General features: G+C 65.6%; 15 protein-coding genes and 2 tRNA genes. 7 read left to right on the forward strand and 10 right to left on the reverse strand.

Annotated elements, in window-relative coordinates; all coding sequences use genetic code 11:
* Positions 1-21: 21 nt before the first annotated feature.
* From ACP5M5_RS04305 to ACP5M5_RS04330, 6 genes are all read right to left on the reverse strand, one after another.
* Complete coding sequence (locus ACP5M5_RS04305) at positions 22-1,050, reverse strand: WD40 repeat domain-containing protein (RefSeq protein ID WP_427935756.1); 1,029 nt, start codon at positions 1,048-1,050, stop codon at positions 22-24.
* Positions 1,047-2,039 carry a CobW family GTP-binding protein gene (locus ACP5M5_RS04310; RefSeq protein WP_427935757.1) on the reverse strand — a complete coding sequence of 331 codons (993 nt, stop codon included), beginning with the start codon at positions 2,037-2,039 and terminating at the stop codon, positions 1,047-1,049. Before ACP5M5_RS04310 ends, ACP5M5_RS04305 begins: the two co-directional genes overlap by 4 nt.
* Before the next feature lie 190 nt (positions 2,040-2,229).
* Positions 2,230-3,330 (reverse strand): TQO small subunit DoxD, encoded by a 1,101-nt coding sequence (locus tag ACP5M5_RS04315; RefSeq protein ID WP_427935758.1) that lies wholly within the window; start codon positions 3,328-3,330, stop codon positions 2,230-2,232.
* Between the two features lie 26 nt (positions 3,331-3,356).
* Positions 3,357-4,349, reverse strand: a complete 993-nt coding sequence (locus ACP5M5_RS04320; protein ID WP_427935759.1) for a molybdate ABC transporter substrate-binding protein — start codon at positions 4,347-4,349, stop codon at positions 3,357-3,359.
* 120 nt (positions 4,350-4,469) lie between these two features.
* Positions 4,470-4,988, reverse strand: coding sequence for a DUF3576 domain-containing protein (locus ACP5M5_RS04325; RefSeq protein WP_427935760.1), 519 nt, complete (start codon positions 4,986-4,988; stop codon positions 4,470-4,472).
* Between the two features lie 9 nt (positions 4,989-4,997).
* Positions 4,998-5,588: a thiamine phosphate synthase gene (locus ACP5M5_RS04330; RefSeq protein WP_427935761.1), complete on the reverse strand. Its 591-nt coding sequence runs from the start codon at positions 5,586-5,588 to the stop codon at positions 4,998-5,000.
* Between ACP5M5_RS04330 and ACP5M5_RS04335 the strand changes: the two genes are divergently transcribed.
* Together ACP5M5_RS04335 and ACP5M5_RS04340 are read left to right on the forward strand one after the other, a co-directional pair.
* Positions 5,587-6,300: a YggS family pyridoxal phosphate-dependent enzyme gene (locus ACP5M5_RS04335; protein ID WP_427935762.1), complete on the forward strand. Its 714-nt coding sequence runs from the start codon at positions 5,587-5,589 to the stop codon at positions 6,298-6,300. The two genes, ACP5M5_RS04330 and ACP5M5_RS04335, sit on opposite strands and share 2 nt — an antisense overlap.
* A gap of 187 nt (positions 6,301-6,487) precedes the next feature.
* Complete coding sequence (locus ACP5M5_RS04340; protein ID WP_427935763.1) at positions 6,488-8,368, forward strand: potassium transporter Kup; 1,881 nt, start codon at positions 6,488-6,490, stop codon at positions 8,366-8,368.
* 67 nt (positions 8,369-8,435) lie between these two features.
* Here the strand turns inward: ACP5M5_RS04340 and ACP5M5_RS04345 are convergent.
* Both ACP5M5_RS04345 and ACP5M5_RS04350 read right to left on the reverse strand, forming a co-directional pair.
* A tRNA-Thr gene (locus ACP5M5_RS04345) sits at positions 8,436-8,507 on the reverse strand.
* A gap of 159 nt (positions 8,508-8,666) precedes the next feature.
* The gene (locus ACP5M5_RS04350) at positions 8,667-9,536 is read right to left on the reverse strand and encodes an N-formylglutamate amidohydrolase (RefSeq protein ID WP_427935764.1); all 870 of its coding nucleotides are present in this window, start codon (positions 9,534-9,536) and stop codon (positions 8,667-8,669) included.
* 106 nt (positions 9,537-9,642) lie between these two features.
* Here ACP5M5_RS04350 and ACP5M5_RS04355 point away from each other — a divergent pair.
* A tRNA-Val gene (locus ACP5M5_RS04355) sits at positions 9,643-9,717 on the forward strand.
* Positions 9,718-9,735: 18 nt separating this feature from the next.
* Here the strand turns inward: ACP5M5_RS04355 and aroB are convergent.
* Positions 9,736-11,421: a 3-dehydroquinate synthase gene (gene aroB, locus ACP5M5_RS04360; RefSeq protein ID WP_427935765.1), complete on the reverse strand. Its 1,686-nt coding sequence runs from the start codon at positions 11,419-11,421 to the stop codon at positions 9,736-9,738.
* A 50-nt stretch (positions 11,422-11,471) separates the two neighbouring features.
* On the opposite strand from aroB, the gene ACP5M5_RS04365 reads away from it, so the two are divergent.
* The 4 genes from ACP5M5_RS04365 to ACP5M5_RS04380 all read left to right on the forward strand — a co-directional run bounded on the left by ACP5M5_RS04365 (position 11,472) and on the right by ACP5M5_RS04380 (position 15,241).
* Positions 11,472-11,618 (forward strand): hypothetical protein, encoded by a 147-nt coding sequence (locus ACP5M5_RS04365; protein WP_427935766.1) that lies wholly within the window; start codon positions 11,472-11,474, stop codon positions 11,616-11,618.
* Positions 11,619-11,630: 12 nt separating this feature from the next.
* Positions 11,631-12,533 carry a tyrosine recombinase gene (locus ACP5M5_RS04370; RefSeq protein ID WP_427935767.1) on the forward strand — a complete coding sequence of 301 codons (903 nt, stop codon included), beginning with the start codon at positions 11,631-11,633 and terminating at the stop codon, positions 12,531-12,533.
* Between the two features lie 70 nt (positions 12,534-12,603).
* Positions 12,604-13,560: an acetyl-CoA carboxylase carboxyltransferase subunit alpha gene (locus ACP5M5_RS04375; RefSeq protein WP_274966670.1), complete on the forward strand. Its 957-nt coding sequence runs from the start codon at positions 12,604-12,606 to the stop codon at positions 13,558-13,560.
* Positions 13,561-13,660: 100 nt separating this feature from the next.
* Positions 13,661-15,241, forward strand: coding sequence for a DHA2 family efflux MFS transporter permease subunit (locus tag ACP5M5_RS04380; protein ID WP_427935768.1), 1,581 nt, complete (start codon positions 13,661-13,663; stop codon positions 15,239-15,241).
* 40 nt (positions 15,242-15,281) lie between these two features.
* On the opposite strand, the gene ACP5M5_RS04385 is transcribed toward ACP5M5_RS04380, so the two are convergent.
* Positions 15,282-16,313, reverse strand: a complete 1,032-nt coding sequence (locus ACP5M5_RS04385; protein ID WP_427935769.1) for a lipid A deacylase LpxR family protein — start codon at positions 16,311-16,313, stop codon at positions 15,282-15,284.
* Positions 16,314-16,341 lie beyond the last annotated feature (28 nt).

The raw sequence follows: 16,341 nt of genomic DNA on the forward strand, positions 1-16,341 counted from the left end.
GAGCGCGACGGCGAAATTTCCCTAACGCTTCGAAAAATCGACACGGGCGACAAAGCCCGTTTCCGTGCCGAAAACGAGATTGGCGCCATCGGCACTCCAGGCAAGTGCCGAAATCGCACCGCGCCCGGGTGCGGCAACCGGCAGAATGCGCTCGGAGGCGATATCGGCAAGCACGACCAGACCATCGGCGAACCCGGCGGCAACCGTGTCGTGGACGGGGTGGCACGCGACGCGCGTGCAGAGCACGCCATCGCCGCCGGCGAGTTCGAGCGGTGGTTTTCCCATCGGCCCACCGCCGGAAAACGGCCACAGCACCACCGTCTCGGCGCCGCTGGTCGCGAGAAATTTGCCGCTGCGGCTAAAGGAAAGCGATTGCGTCTTCGCCGGATAGCCGCTCATGCGCATATGCTCGCCACTCGAGAGCCGCCAGCCATGCAGCGCGTTTTCCTGCATCGCCGTCACCACCACATCATTATCCGGCGACCAGGCGAGCGCGGTGTGGCTTCCCTTCCATTCCAGTCGGCGCGGATTGTCCGATTTCGAGGCAACGAACCAAAGACTGACGCCGTTGTAATGCGCCGCAGCAACACGTTTGCCCTTGGCGTCAAACGCGAGCCCGGTGATCGCGGACGGATGGTCGAGCTGTTTTTGTGTCCGCCCCGCCTGATCGAAGAGATGGAGCTTTTTGCCGATCGCAGCGGCGCGATGGCCGCTGGCATGGCTTGCGACGTGCTCGACCCATTTCATCCCGAACCGGGCGATCTCGGTGATCTCGCCCGCGGCCGAGACCGCGAGAAAGCGCCCGTCATCGCCGCCGGAGAGAAATCCCGCCGGCCCGCCGTCGGCGCAGAGCGCAAGGGCCGCGCCATCATGGGCCGCAACCCGCCGAAAGCCGCCCCTATCAGCGAGCGCGAGCGTGCCGTCACCGAGCGCGCAAGCACTAACCAGGCCGTCTCGCGTCCAGGCGGCTTCGGTGACGAAGGCGCCGAAATCCTCGCTGATCCCGCGCTCTTCGAGGAGCCGGTCGGCCTGCCGCAGGCCACCACTCATGGCGCGGCATCTGGCGCGGCATCGACCTGACAGGCGAGGAAGCCGCGGCGGAGCTGCGGGCGGTTGAGGTTGCGGCCGATGAAGACCAGTTTCGAGGCCGGCTTGGCGCCCTTCGGCCACGGGCCGATGAAATCCCCCTCCGCCATCATGTGGACGGCTTGGAAGGCGAAGCGACGGCTCTCGCCCGGATAGTGCAGGATCCCCTTGGTGCGGAGGATATCCTGACCTTGGGCGGCGAGGAGGGCGCCGATCCAGGCGTTGAATTTTTCCGGGTCGATCGGCCGCTCGGCCTCGAAACTCATGCTGGCCACGTCTTCGTTATGGCTGTGGCTGTCGTCTTCGAGGAAATTCGGGGCATGGTCGAGCACGCGGGTGAGGTCGAAAGCACCCTGGTCGAGAAGATCGGCGATGGCGACGCCGGCGCGGGTTGCGCGGTGGATGCGCGCAAAACGGTTGATCTCGCGGATCCGCGCCTCTAGCGCCGCCGCTTCCGGCTCCGAAACCAGATCCATCTTGTTGAGGACGATGACATCGGCGAACGCGATCTGCTCGCTCGCCTCGGGGCTGTCGGCGAGCCGCGCCAGGAGATTCTTCGCGTCGACGACGGTGACGATGGCATCCAGCCGGGTTTTTTCGCGCACCCCCTCATCGACGAAAAATGTCTGCGCGACCGGCGCAGGATCGGCAAGCCCGGTGGTCTCGATCAAAATGCCGTCGAATTTGTCGCGCCGCTTCATCAGCCCGCCGAGGATACGAATGAGATCGCCGCGCACGGTGCAGCAGATGCAGCCATTGTTCATCTCGAACACTTCCTCGTCGGTATCAACGACGAGATCATTGTCAACGCCGAGTTCGCCGAATTCATTGACCACGACGGCGTAGCGCTTGCCATGGTTTTCACTCAAAATGCGGTTGAGCAGCGTCGTCTTGCCGGCGCCGAGATAGCCGGTGAGCACTGTCACCGGCACTTGTTGGGAAGTCTCCGTCATCAGATCACTCCATACCACACGAACATCGCCAATAGCGCCGCAGGTGCTATCCAACAGGCAAAAGTTTTTTGGTTCTTTTTTTCAAAAAAGAACACGCTTCCTTTTTGGCTCCCGCCGGCCCCGCCGCCTTTGCCCCCATATAGGCGCCCGGTCCCCTTTCGGGAACCGGGCGGGATCAGCTATGCATCGGTCACTGCGCGGCGGGAAGCGCCAGGGTGAAGACGTGGTTGTTGGCGCTGGTCAGGCGCAACACATAGCCGGGCGCGGTGAGCGGCGCCGCACCCGGCGCCGGCGGCAGCGTGATCGTCGCCATCGCGCCGACGCCAGCGACGATGCCGAACGGTCCGGGCTTGAATTGCTGATACGCGAAATCATTGACGATCGCGGTTTTCGGCAATGACGTCAGGGTTTTGGTGTCCCAGTGGGCGATCACCTCGCCCGAGCCCGCGGCAAGCAGCGCGGCATCGACGATATGCGACGGCGCCTCCGGCGTGCCAGCGTCGAGATAGGCATGAAACCGCACGCTGCCATCCGCCGCGAGCGCACCATTGGTCAGCGTGACATGGTGCTTGGTCGGGCTCACCGGGCCGCCATGAAACGGCGTTATCACCGAGCCGCGATAATAACTATACGTGCTAATGTCGAAGGCGGCGACGAAGGCGAGGACGACGAGGGCGAGAGTACGAAAGCGCCGCTCATCGAGCGGCAGCGGCAGGCTGCCGGCGCTCCAGCGGAACCACGGGCGGTCGGCGAGCGCCGGGTTGCGGCCAAGGCGGAGATTGTCGAGCGCGTAAGCGCCACCCCCGGCAAGGAGTAGCGTGCCGCCCATGGCGAGGTTGGCGGCGGCCATCGTCCATTCATCGATGCAGGTCGCGCCCTGCCAGCCGAACATCAGCATCAGCACTACCGAAAACCCCATCGAAATCAAGGCACTCGCCCGTGTGTAGAGCCCGAGGATGAGAAACAGGCCAACGATCAGCTCGGCCGCCGAAAACAGAATGACCGAGGCATAGAGCAAGGCAAAATGCTGGAGCAGAAAGCCGATCACCTTGTCGAGGCCGAGCAGCGCCCCCGGCATGGCGGTGTGGAATTTGTGCGCCATCCAAGAATGCCCGCCCCAGGCGTCGAGCTTGGAGGGGGCATAGATGAAGCGCCGCGAGCCGCCGCCCCAGTAAATAAACCCCTGGATGACGCGGACCGGGAGCAGCGCGAGCCCGGCGATCTGCCAGCCGCTATCGGCAAGCGCTGTCGCAAGCGCGGGATGGCCGGGTTTGAGCGTGGTCGTGGACATGGTGGACATTCCTTATTTTGGCCGCATCAGGGCTGATACGGCTTGAAGCCATAGCGCGCGAAGATCGCCAGCGCCGCTGGCGAGCGGATGAAAGCAAGCCAAGCGCGGGCGGCGTCCGGGTGCGGTGCGCCCTTGACCTCGGCGCCAGCATAGATCGCGGTGACGTTTTGCGCCGGCGGGATGGCGATGGTGGTGATCGGGTGTCCGGCCTGCTCCTGGAACATCGCTTCCGACTGCCAGGTGACGCCAGCCACCGCCTTGCCCTCCATCAGCCAGAGCGGCGTCTCGCGATGGTGGATATGGGTGAGCAACGTCGTCCCGTCCGCGACCTTGGCGCCATAGACGCGGTCGGCCAGCGCCTTGCCGCCGGCCTTTTCCAGCGCCGCTTTGATCTGCCGCGCGATGCCCTCGAATGCCGGGTTGGGCATGACGAGGCGGATATCGGGGCGGCCGAGATCGGCAAGCCCGGTGACATGGCCGGGATTGCCCTTCGGCACCATGATCGCGAGCTGGTTGGTGACATAGGGCACCGCCGGGCCGACGAGATGGCCATCCTTGATCAGCGCTTGTACCTTCTTAAAGCCGGCGAAATAGGCGTCCGCCGGCACCGTCCAAGTCATATTGCCGGAGGTGACGGTGCCGCCGGCTTCGATTTGCTTGACCAGCATGCCGGGCGGGATGGTCTCGTAATAAATATGGCCCTTGAATTCGGGATGCGCGGTCTCGAAGGCGGCGACCAGCGGCGCCATCGCGAAGAAATAATTGCCGCCGACATAGAGCACGAGCTTGGCGGTCATCGGATCGCCATGGAAATCCGCGAGATCGTCCACTTCCGGCACGGTGAACTCAAAGCCCCGCTGAGTGACATCGTCATTGGCGCCGTTCTGCCACGGCGGATAAAGCGTCGCCTCCGCCGCCGGCGCGGGATGCGGGGCGGCAAGGAGGGCAAGCGCGGCGAGGGCAGCCCAGCGCGGGCTCTGCCGTTTCGCACGCCAAGTTTTCGGTTGCAGTGTGATCATCGCATTCTCCCTTCTGCCGGCGGGGCGCCGGCCTTGCCCGAAGAATGGCGGTATAAGCCGCGAAATTCTAACGAAATGTTCCGCTGGAATTATTCGATAAAATAGATTGATTTACGTCGATCAATAAGAATCGGTTGCGCCATGGGCGAGGTCATGGGTGCGCAACTCGCGGGCCCGGGCGAGCACTTTGCTCTCAAGCTCGCCAACCGTGACCTTGCTCACCGGCGCATCGACCCATTGGCCATTTTGCTGCACCTGGCGGAAGAGGGTGACGCGGATCGCATCGGCGCGCATCTGCCGGCCAAGGATATAGGCGGTGGCGCGGAAGCGCTCATTGGCGACGGAAGTCGGCTGGTACCAGTCGGTCATAATGACACCACCGAACGGATCTTCCGAGGCGAGCGGCATGAAAGAGAGGATATCCAGGGCGCCGCGCCAAAGATAGGCATTGACCCCGACGCCGGCATTGACGTCCGGGCCGCCTTTCGCGGTCGCGCCGGCAGCGTTGGCGCCGAGGCCGGGATCGGATGGCGGGGGCATTTCTGTCTTGCTCGCGCAACCGGCGAGCGCAAGCGCGAGCGCGAACGCCGCGAGCGCAAGGCGGGAAGCAAAAGCAGGCGGACGCGACGATGGCGGCATGAGCGCTCTCTAGCGGTTCGGCGCGGCGTCGCCAAGCGCCGTGATCGCCGCCAGGCCCGCGCAATAGCGGCGCGGCAGGCGGCGCGCACGCGCGCCATCGATCCCGCCGAGTGCCGCGACCGCAAGTCCCGCGCGCGACGCCAGCGCAACCCAGCGCAAAACCCCGAGCGCGGGCGCGCCGGGATGGCTTGCCGTCCCGAAAACCGGCGAGAGAAAGGCGAGTCGCGCGCCAACGCGGCGGGCTCGCCGCAACTCCCGCGCCGAATGGGCGGCGGCGGTCAGGAAACAGGGCTTCGATCCCCGCCACCGCGCGGTGACGCGAGCCGGGAGATGCAGCCCAGCGCGAAGCCGCGCCGCGAGCCGCCAGTCGCCCCCGATCGCAAGCGCGATCCGCCGCGCACGGCACAACCCGGCGACCGCGCCGGCAAGGTCGGGGGCGGCGCCGCGCAGCACGACCCCGGCCCGGCCGCGTGGGAGATGAAGGATCGCGGCGCGCGGGTCGGGAAAACGAGTTGCGTCGCTGAACAGCCAGAGCGTCGGCAGTCGATCCCGGCGCCAGGGCTTGACCCGAAACGCGTAGGCAAGGAGTTTGCGATCCATGACCGCATTGCAAGCACATCCCGGCCCGAACGGCGAGGGCAGCACGGTCGCCGAGCGGCTCGCCGCCTGCCGCGCGGCGATCGCGCACGCGGCGCGCGGCAATGGGCGCGATCCGGCGGCGATCACGTTGCTCGCGGTCTCCAAAACCCAGCCGCAAGCGGCGATCGAGGAAGCGCTCGCGCACGGGCAGCGGCATTTCGGGGAAAACCGGGTGCAGGAGGCGGCGGCGAAATTTCCCGCCCTGCGTGCCAACTACCCCGACCTGCGTCTCCATCTCATCGGCCATCTCCAGACCAACAAGGCGCGGGACGCGGTGCGGTTGTTCGATGTCATCGAAAGCCTCGACCGCCCGAGCCTCGCCGAGGCGCTGGCGGCGGCGATGGCGCGCGAAGAGAGGCGGCCGGATCTGCTGGTCGAGGTCAATCTCGGCGATGAGCCGCAGAAATCGGGGGTCATGCGAGAGGCCGCCGATGATTTCATCGCCGCCTGTAAGGTTCGGTTCGGGGCAGCGCTGATCGGGGTGATGGGGATTCCGCCGGTTGCGGCCGATCCCGCGCCGCATTTCGCCTGGCTTGCCGCCTGCGCCCGGCGTCATCGCCTGGACGTGATCTCGATGGGGATGTCGGCCGATTTCGAGGCCGCGATCGCCGCCGGCGCCACCGAAATCCGGCTCGGCACCGCGATTTTCGGCGCCCGCCCGGCGGCTGCCTGAGGCCGCACCGCGCGGCTGCCTGCTTGCGCCGTCGGTCAGCGGTAGCGTATGGGTGCCGCCCGGCGCCACGATTTTGCAACGCACAACCCGCGCAGAGGCCCGAGACGATGATGTTTCTCCCGCCCCCCGCCTTGCTCACCCCGATGAGGGCCGCTGCTGCCGCTGCCGCGGGGCGAAAGGCGCGCCGATGACCATCGCCGAACGAGATCGGGCGGCGCCACGACTCGGTGTTCTGCTCGCCGTCCTCGGTGTCGTCTATGGCGATATCGGCACCAGCCCGCTCTATGCCTTCCATGCGAGCCTCGTTCTTTTACAGCCGCATCCGATCAACGCGCCGGAGATTTTGGGCATTCTCTCGCTCATCGTCTGGTCGCTGATCCTCATCGTCACGGTCAAATACGTGACCCTGGTGATGCGCGCCGATAACCGCGGCGAGGGCGGCATTCTGGCGCTGATGGCCTTGGCGCAGCGGGTCTCGAAGCTCGCCAGCACCCGGCGCGGCCTGGCTCTGGTCGGCATCGTCGGCGCCAGTCTTTTTTTCGGCGACGGGGTCATCACCCCGGCGATTTCGGTGCTGTCTGCGCTCGAGGGGCTCGAGGTTTCGGCCCCGGGGCTGCAGACTTATGTCCTGCCGATCGCGGCGCTGGTCATCGTCGTTCTCTTCGTCATGCAGTCGCACGGCACTGGCCGCGTCGGGCGGGTTTTCGGGCCGGTGATGGCGGTGTGGTTCGCGGTGATCGGGGTTTTGGGTGCGATTGCGGTCGCCCGGCACCCGCTCATCCTGCTTGCGCTCTCGCCGAGCTATGCGCTTGCGCTGTGCCTGCATTACCGGTTCATCGCTTTCATCGTCCTCGGCGCGGTGGTGCTCGCGGTCACCGGGGCGGAAGCGCTGTATGCCGATATGGGCCATTTCGGTGCCCGGCCGATCCGCACCACATGGACGTTTTTCGTCCTCCCCTCGTTGATCCTCAATTATCTCGGCCAAGGCGCGCTGGTGCTCAATGACCCGAGTGCCATCGCCAATCCGTTCTATCTTCTGGCGCCGTCCTGGCTTGGCCTGCCGCTGGTCATTCTCTCCACCATCGCGACGGTGATCGCGAGCCAGGCGCTGATTTCCGGCGCCTATTCGATGGCCCGGCAATGCATGCAGCTCGGTTTTCTCCCGCGCATGACGGTGCGTCACACCGGCGAGACCGAGGAAGGGCAGATCTATGTGCCGCAGATCAATTATATTCTCGCGATCGCGGTCTTGATCCTGGTGCTCTCCTTCAAGACCAGCGACAGCCTGGCCTCGGCCTATGGCATCGCCGTCACCGGCACCTTTACCTGCACCGCGATCCTCGCCGCCGTCGTTTTTCGCCGCCAGTTCCTCTGGTCGCGCGCCGCGACGATCATCGTGTTCGGCTTTTTCTTCGTGCTCGATGGCACGTTCTTCGCCGCCAATTCGCTGAAAATCGTCGAGGGCGGCTGGGTGCCGCTTGTCATCGGCGGGGCGCTGATCGGGCTGATGACCACCTGGCGGCGCGGGCGTGACCTCATGCTGGCGCGCTGGCAGCAAGACAGCCTGCCGCTCGCGACCTTCATCGCCCGATTGCCGCAATCGCGCACCGTGCGCGTCCCCGGCATCGCAGTGTTTCTCACCGGCAACCCGGAATATGTTCCCGGCGCCCTGCTCCACAATCTCAAGCACAATAAAGTGCTGCACGAGCAGGTTCTGTTCGTAACCGTTAACAATATCGACGTCCCCGAAGTCTTGCCCGAGCATAGAACCCAGATCGAAGATCTCGGCTCCGGCTGTTACCGGGTCATTCTGTCCTATGGTTTCAAGGAAAGCCCCAATATCCCGCGTGCCCTCGAGGCTCTGCGCGACAAGGGCCTGCCGTTTGATGCGATGCAGGTGAGCTATTTTCTCGGCCGTGAGACGCTGGTGCCGGCGATGGTGCCGAAAATGTCGCTCTGGCGGATGTGGCTATTCCTCGCCATGGCGCGGAATGCGGTTTCGGCGACGGAATTTTTCCGCATTCCGCCCGATCGCGTCGTCGAACTCGGTGTCCGGGTCGCGATTTGAGCCGGCATCGGGCGCCTGTGCCCTTGCTAGCGCCCACCCCTATCGTTGCCACCGCGAAAAAGCGCGATGCCGGGTGAGGGATTTGAACCCCCGGCCTTCGGTTTACAAAACCGCTGCACTACCGCTGTGCTAACCCGGCCTATTTTGGGAAATAGCGCATTTTCGAGGGACGCGTGAAAGCCGTCAAGCGCAGGGCGAACCGCAAAAATCGGTAGAAAATTTTTTTGCTTCTTTTTTTATAAAAAAAGAATTTTTCTTTCTCTTTTCGACTCCCAAAACCGTTCCCCACCACGCCGACTCAGCCGGCTTGGGCCATCAGCGCCGGCGCCTCGGCGGCGAGCAGCGCGATCAGGCGGGTGATCGCCTGTTGCAGGGGTTGGAAACCCGCCGAGGGGGTGATGTTGGCCTCGTCCATATAAAGCCGGCGCGCGAGTTCGATTTGGATGGCGTGGACGCCTTCTTGCGGGCGGCCGTAATGGCGGGTGATGAAGCCGCCGGCATAGGGGTGGTTGCGGCGCACGACGAAGCCGAGGGCGCGGAACGCGGTCTCGATCCGGGTGGTGATCGCGTCGGCGCAGGTAGTGCCATGGGCATCGCCGAGGACGATATCGACGCGGCCGAGCCCCATGAGGCTCGCGTGCGGCATCGAATGGCAATCGACCAGGAGACAGGCGCCGAACTCGGCTTTGGTTTGCGCGATCAGCGCCGCCAGCCGGTCGTGAAACGGCGCCCAGCAGGTCGCGATCCGCGTCTGCGCCTCGGCGAAGGAGAGGCGCTCGCGGTAGATCGGCGTATCCGCAGCAACGATGCGCGGGATGGTGCCGAGCCCGGCTTCGACCCGCGGGCTCGCGCGGTTGACGAAATCCGGAAGCGTCTCGGCGAACATCGCCGGATCGAGTTCCCAGCGCTCACGATTGACGTCGCAGAAGGCGCGCGGAAAGCGCGCCGCCAGCAGAACGGCGCCGCATTCCGGGGCCGCGGCAAAGAGATCATCGACGAAACTATCCTCGCTGCGGCGAAGATTTCGCGGATCGAGCCGGGCCTGGGCGATGAACGCCGCGGAATAATCGCGCCCGGAATGCGGGGAGGTGAAGATCACCGGCACCCGGCACCCGCACGGCTGGCGTTCGATCAGAGTTTCCTGGGCGAGCGGGGTTGGAAAATCCATCATACGTCCCGGCGGCACGCGAACGCGAAAGACCGATGGCGGGGTTGCGGCCAGGCGGCGGCTTGCGCTAGAAGCGCTGCTCTCGGTGCCGCTAGCACCGGACGGTGGGCGGTTAGCTCAGCGGGAGAGCGTCCGCTTGACACGCGGGAGGCCACTGGTTCAATCCCAGTACCGCCCACCAAGTCCGCCAATGTCCCCATCATGGACCGCACCCTTCGTCGCGCAGAAGCGCAGATACCGCCGCTTCCTCGACGTCGCGCGAGGTGAAGGCGCGCCCGATCCCGCGCGCAAGCACGAAAGCGAGCCGCCCGTCGCGCATTTTTTTGTCATGGCGCATATGGGCGATCAGCCGGCCCGCCGAAAGCGTCTGGCCGAGATCGGCAAGCCGCGCCGGCAAACCGACGGCGGCGATATGGGCGATCACGCGCGCGGCGTCGGCGTCAGCGCAGTGGCCAAGGCGGGCCGAGAGTAAAAATGCGAGCCCGAGGCCGATCGCCACCGCCTCGCCATGCAGAATCCGGCCATAGCCGCATTCCGCCTCGAGCGCATGGCCGAAACTATGCCCGAGATTGAGCAGCGCCCGGCCATCGGCTGGCTTCTCCTCGCGCTCGTCCTCGATGACCACCGCTGCCTTGAAAGCAACAGCGCGGAGAATGGCTTCGGCCTGCAGCGCACGGTCCCCCGCAATCACGCCAGCGCCATGCGCCTCGCACCAGGCAAAGAAATCGGCGTCGCCGATCAGCCCGGCCTTGGCGATCTCGGCATATCCCGCGCGCAGCTCCCGGGCCGGGAGGCTCGCCAGCGTCGCGGTATCGGCAAGCACCATGAGCGGCTGGTGAAAGGCGCCGACCAGGTTCTTGCCGCGCCGTGTGTTGACGCCGGTCTTGCCACCGACACTCGAATCGACCTGGGCGAGCAGCGTCGTCGGGATCTGCACGAAGGGCAGGCCGCGGAGAGTGGTCGCGGCGGCAAAGCCGGCGAGATCGCCGATGACGCCGCCGCCGAGTGCGATCACCGCGGTCCGGCGCTCGACGCCAAAGCCGAGCAGATCATCGACGAGGCGCCCGTAGATGTCGAGAGATTTACTCTCCTCCCCAGCCGCGACGACGAGGTGTTGGCTCGTGATCCCGGTTGCAGCGAGGCCGGCCTCGAGGCGCGCGAGATAGAGCGGCGCGACCGTCGCATCAGAGATGATAACGGCGCGCTTTTGCGCAAGAATCGGCGCGAGCAGCGCGCCGGCGCGATCGATCAGCCCTTCGCCGACGACGACATCATAGGCCTGCCTCGCGAGCGCGACATGCACGCGACGCGGCGGGCGGTGGCCGGCGAGGGCGGCGAGCACGCGGCGCGTCGTCGCCTCCAGCGTCTCATCCTCGCAATCGACGATCACGTCCGCCTCGGCATAGATCGGCCCACGCTCGGCCGCGAGTCGGGCCAGGATCGCCGCCGGATCACCGCCAGCGAGCAGCGGCCGGTGGGTCCGCCCGGCGACGCGGCGGGTGAGGATGGTGATCGGGCAGCGGAGCCAGAGCGAAACCGCGCGCGCGCGGATGGCTGCCCGCGTCGCGGGGTCGAGAAAGGCGCCGCCGCCGGTTGCGAGCACCATGGGCGGGCCAGCGAGCAGGCGCTGGATCACCCGGCGTTCGCCGTCGCGGAACTCGCGCTCGCCATAGCGCTCAAAGAGTTCGGCGATACTAAGCCCGGCGGCGGCCTCGATTTCGGCATCGGCGTCGAAAAAGGGAAGCGCGAGGCGGGCCGCGAGACGGCGGCCAATCGAGGTTTTTCCAGCCCCCATGAGGCCGATCAAAACCAGCGAACGCCCGGCGAGGGCGGAGATCTCATCGTCCGAAGCGGTCTCGGCATCGAGCGCGGTGTTGCGTATCATGATGGCGAAAGCTAGCACAGGGGCGAAGCTTAACGCCAAGAGAGAGCGGCATGCGCACAACCCTGCTGATCGTGGTCCTACTCGGGATCGCCGCCGCCGGTATCGGCGTCCTGGTGCTCGGCGCCTTCCCGCCGGCACCGCATACCACTTTGGTCGAAAAAACCCTGCCGCTGGCGCGCCCCGCCGCGCCGCACTGACCCCAGGCCGCCATGGACCGCCATCTCGAGGCGTTTCTGGAGATGCTGGCCGCCGAGCGCGATGCCGCCTTCAACACGCGCGAAGCTTACCGCGCCGATCTCGAGGATTTCGCCGCTTTCGCCGCGGGCGATGGCAGCACCCTCATGGGCGCGACGCCGGCGCTGCTGCGCGCCTATCTCGGGAGCCTCCGCGCCCGCGGGCTTGCAGCAAGAAGCCAGGCGCGGCGGCTTTCGGCGCTTCGCCAATTCTACCGATTCCTGTTGCGCGAGGGAATCCGCGCCGAGGATCCGAGCGCCGGGCTCGATTCACCGCGCCCGAGCAAAAAGCTGCCGAAATATCTCGACCCCGCGGAGATCGTCGCGCTGCTCGAAGCGGCGGCGCGTCTCCCCGGCCGGGCCGGGCCGACCGCGGTTGCGGCGCTCGAATTGCTCTATGCGACCGGATTGCGGGTTTCCGAGCTGCTCGCTTTGTCGCCAGCGGCGATCACCGCTGGCGAGGCGATGATCCTGGTGCGCGGCAAGGGCGGCAAGGAGCGAATCGTGCCGCTCTCGCCGATCGCCGCGGCGGCCGCCGAGCGGCTGCTCGCGGGGCAAGGCAAACCCGCGGGAAGAGAGTCTCGGCGCTGGCTCTTTCCCGGCCGCGATCCGCGCCGCCCGATGACCCGCCAGGGGCTGGCACTTCTCTTCAAGCAGGCGGCGCTGGCCGCCGGACTCGACCCCGCTTTGGTCTCGCCGCACGTGTTGCGTCACTCCTTTGCGACGCATCTCCTCGCCAACGGCGCCGATCTCCGCAGCCTGCAGACCCTGCTCGGGCACAGCGCCATCGCGACGACCGAGATTTACACGCATGTGTCCGCCGGCCGGCTGCAAGCGGCGGTGGCGCGGCATCACCCGCTGGCACGACGGCGAAGCTGAGCGACGCGAGGTTGGTCGCCGGGACGGCGCGGGGTTGGTCGCCGGAGAATTTGTGCTAAAGCGCCTCGTCATGCGCCATTTCCTCGATTTCGAAAAACCGATCGCCGAGCTGGAAAGCAAGATCGACGAACTCCGCCGTATGGCTGAGCCGGGGGGGATCAATATCGCCGAAGAAATCGCCCGTCTGAGCGAAAAAGTGGACCGCCAGCTCCGCACCACCTACGCCAAGCTCTCGCCGTGGCAGAAAGCGCAGGTCGCGCGCCACCCCGATCGCCCCAAGGCGAGTGACTACGTCGCCGCCCTGATCACCGAGTTCACGCCCCTCGCCGGCGACCGCGCCTTCGCCGACGACGCGGCGGTGATCGGCGGTCTCGGGCGCTTTCAGGGGCAGGCGGTGATGGTGCTCGGCACCGAAAAAGGCAATGACACCGAAAGCCGCGTCAAACATAATTTCGGCATGAGCCGGCCGGAAGGCTATCGCAAGGCGCGGCGGCTCATCGAACTCGCCGGGCGCTTTGGTCTCCCCGTGCTCACCTTCGTCGATACCTCCGGCGCCTATCCCGGGATCGAAGCCGAGGCGCGCGGCCAGGCCGAGGCGATCGCGCGCACGATCGAGGCTTGTCTTGCCGCACCCGTGCCGATCGTCGCAACCATCATCGGCGAAGGCGGCTCCGGCGGCGCCATTGCGCTCGCCAGCGGCGATGCCGTGTTGATGCTCGAACATGCCATCTACTCGGTGATTTCGCCGGAGGGCTGCGCCTCCATCCTCTGGCGTGAGGCGAGCGCCGCCGAGGCGGCGGCGGAGGCGCTAAAACTCACCGCCGATGACCTCAAACGCCTCGCCCTGATCGATCAGGTGATCGCCGAACCCCTTGGCGGCGCCCATCGCCAACCCGATATCGCAATCGCGGCGGTTGCAGAAGCCATCGCCGGGGCGCTCACCCCGCTCCTCGCCCTCGATCCCGCGTTGCTGTGCGGTCGGCGAGCGGAGAAATTCCTCGCCATGGGACGCGAAACGCCCGGTTGATGGGTTTGGTGGGTTTGATGGGAAGGAAGAGAATGTTCTTTTTTGAAAAAAAGAACCAAAAAACGTTTATCCGTTGGGACTCTGGGAAGAACGCCAAGCCATGAGCGGCGGCGTCGCGCATGCCGGTTGGCGGCCGCGTGCCAATCCCTGGCTGATCGCCGTCGCCGTTACCCTCGCGGCGTTCATGGAAATCATTGACACGACCATCGTCAATGTCAGCCTGCCGCATATCGCCGGCTCGATGTCCGCAAGCTACGACGACGCCACCTGGACACTGACCTCCTATCTCGTTGCCAACGGCATCGTCCTGCCGATTTCCGGCTGGTTCGGGCGGGTGATCGGGCGCAAACGCTATTTCATGATCTGTATCGCAGCCTTTACGATCAGCTCGTTCCTCTGCGGGATCGCGACCTCGCTGCCGCAAATCATCGTCTTCCGCCTGATGCAGGGGTTTTTCGGCGGCGGGCTGCAGCCCAATCAGCAATCGATCATTCTCGATACCTTCGAACCCTCCCAGCGCGGGCGAGCCTTTTCGGTGGTGGCGATCGCAACCATCTTCGCCCCCGTGATCGGCCCGACCTTGGGGGGATGGATCACCGATAATTACTCCTGGCGCTGGGTGTTCCTCATCAACGTGCCGATCGGCATCATCGCGTTTCTCGCGGTCGGCGCGCTGGTCGAAGACCCGCCCTGGGTCAAGGCCGATCGCGCCAGCCGCCGCGGCATCGATTACATCGGCGTCGCTCTCATCGCGCTCGGCATTGGCTGCCTCCAAATCATGCTCGACCGTGGCGAGGACGATGACTGGTTCGCCGACCCCTCGATCCGCCTCTTCGGCATTCTCGCCGCGATCGGGCTGATCGGGGCGGCGGTGTGGCTTTCGATCGCCAAAAATCCGGTGGTCAATCTCCGCGTGCTGCGCGATCGCAATTTCGCGCTCGGCTCGGTGATGATTTTCATGATCGGCGCTATTCTCTATTCCAGCGCGGTTCTGATCCCGCAACTCGCGCAGGAGCAGCTCGGCTATACCGCAACCCTCGCCGGCCTCGTTCTCTCGCCGGGAGCAATCCTGATCCTGTTTCTGATCCCGATCATCAGCCGGCTTCTGCCGCACGTGCAGACAAGAATTTTCATCGCCTTCGGTTTCTTCTCACTCGGCTGCGCCCTCGCCTATGCCCATGGTCTGACACCGGACGTGGATTACACGACGCTCGCCCTGATGCGCGGCGCGCAGACCTTTGGCCTCGCCTTTCTCTTCGTTCCCAACAGCACCATCGCCTACTCAACCCTGCCGCGCGCGGCCAACGCCGATGCCAGCTCGCTTTACGTGATGTTCCGCAACATCGCCGGCTCGATCGGGATTTCGCTCGCGGCCGCCTTTGAAACCGAGCGCACCCAGGTCCGCCGCGCGTATCTTTCTCAGCATCTAACGCCGCTTGAGCAGCCCTACGTCACCGCCAAAGCCCAGATCGCAAATACGCTGATCGCGCACGGGACAGCGGCATCAGCTGCGCCAGGCGTTGCCGACGGCCTTATCAACATGACGCTGCAAAAACAGGCGGCGGTGCTCGCTTATACCGATATTTTCGCGATCACCGCGATCGCCGCCTTCTGCGTCGTGCCGCTCGCCTTCCTGTTCTCCCCGAGCCGCGCGACCGGCCGCCCCCGCGCCGAGCATTGATGGCGGCGTGCATCGCCGCCGGCCGGCAGCGCGGTCGCGATCAGAATCGGAACGAGGCGACCAGCGAGCCCCATTGGTGCAGCCCGCCATGCTCGCCGTAAAATGTCTGGGTCTGGAAGACCTGCGTATAGGACACCCGCACCCCATCGACGATGACGGCAACCCCGGCCTCCAACTCGCCGACGAAGGTTCTTTCGCCGACGCTCGGCGTCGCATTGAACGGCTCGCCGGCCAAGGTCGCGTTATAGAGCCAAGCCTGCCCATCGGCGCCGGCGAAGAAATACCAGTCAAACGGCTTGACCGGCGTATAGGCCGCACCACCCGACATGCCCGGCTCGAGGCGGGCAACGCCGTAATCGGACGCGAGCCCCTGGCCGATCCGCACCACGCCACCGGCGAGCCCATAGATCCAAAGATTGCCGACCCCGATCGTGGCGTTGGGCAAAACATCGGTCTCAAGCCCGCCGATATGCCCGGTCGAGATGCGCCAGATGCGTGAACTCTCGAATTGCAGCACCGGCTCGTCCGGCATCTGATAGCCCCAGCCAAGATCATGCGGCTGGCCGATCAGGTTGTGGAACCAGTTCTGCGTCTGCTCGGCAAGCGCCGCCTCGCCGATCGTCCCGACATCGACACCGAGAATGCTGCGCCAGTCATTGGTGTCCTGGATCAGCGAGAAATTGCCCATCAACGTGCCGGCATAGGGCTCGTCGCCCGCCGGCGGTGGCCGCGCGTCGGTCGCGGCGGGGCTGAACATCTGCTGCTGGATGTCGATCGAGACGCGCTGCTGACCAGCGCCCCAAAGGGCGCGGCCGATCTCGCTCGCGAAATTCGGCACATCCCCGGTCGGCGAGACATAGCCGAGATAGAGCCCGTTGAGATAATAGCGATCAGGCGGCGGGTTGCTGGTGATCGAAGCATTTTCCCACTGGAAGGTGACGATCGCATCGGGATCGGCGGGCGGAAGGTCAGAGCCATCGCTCGGCGTGAGCGACGAGCCGGCCAACGCCGCCGGCGCCATCGCCAGCAGGGCAAATGCGGAGAGCGAGAGGCGCGGGAGGAGAGGTTTCATTCGCGACAATTTCATTACGACAAAATAG

Origin of the sequence: Acidibrevibacterium sp., from assembly GCF_049965395.1 — a bacterium.
Classification (GTDB): Bacteria; Pseudomonadota; Alphaproteobacteria; order Acetobacterales; family Acetobacteraceae; genus Acidibrevibacterium; species Acidibrevibacterium fodinaquatile.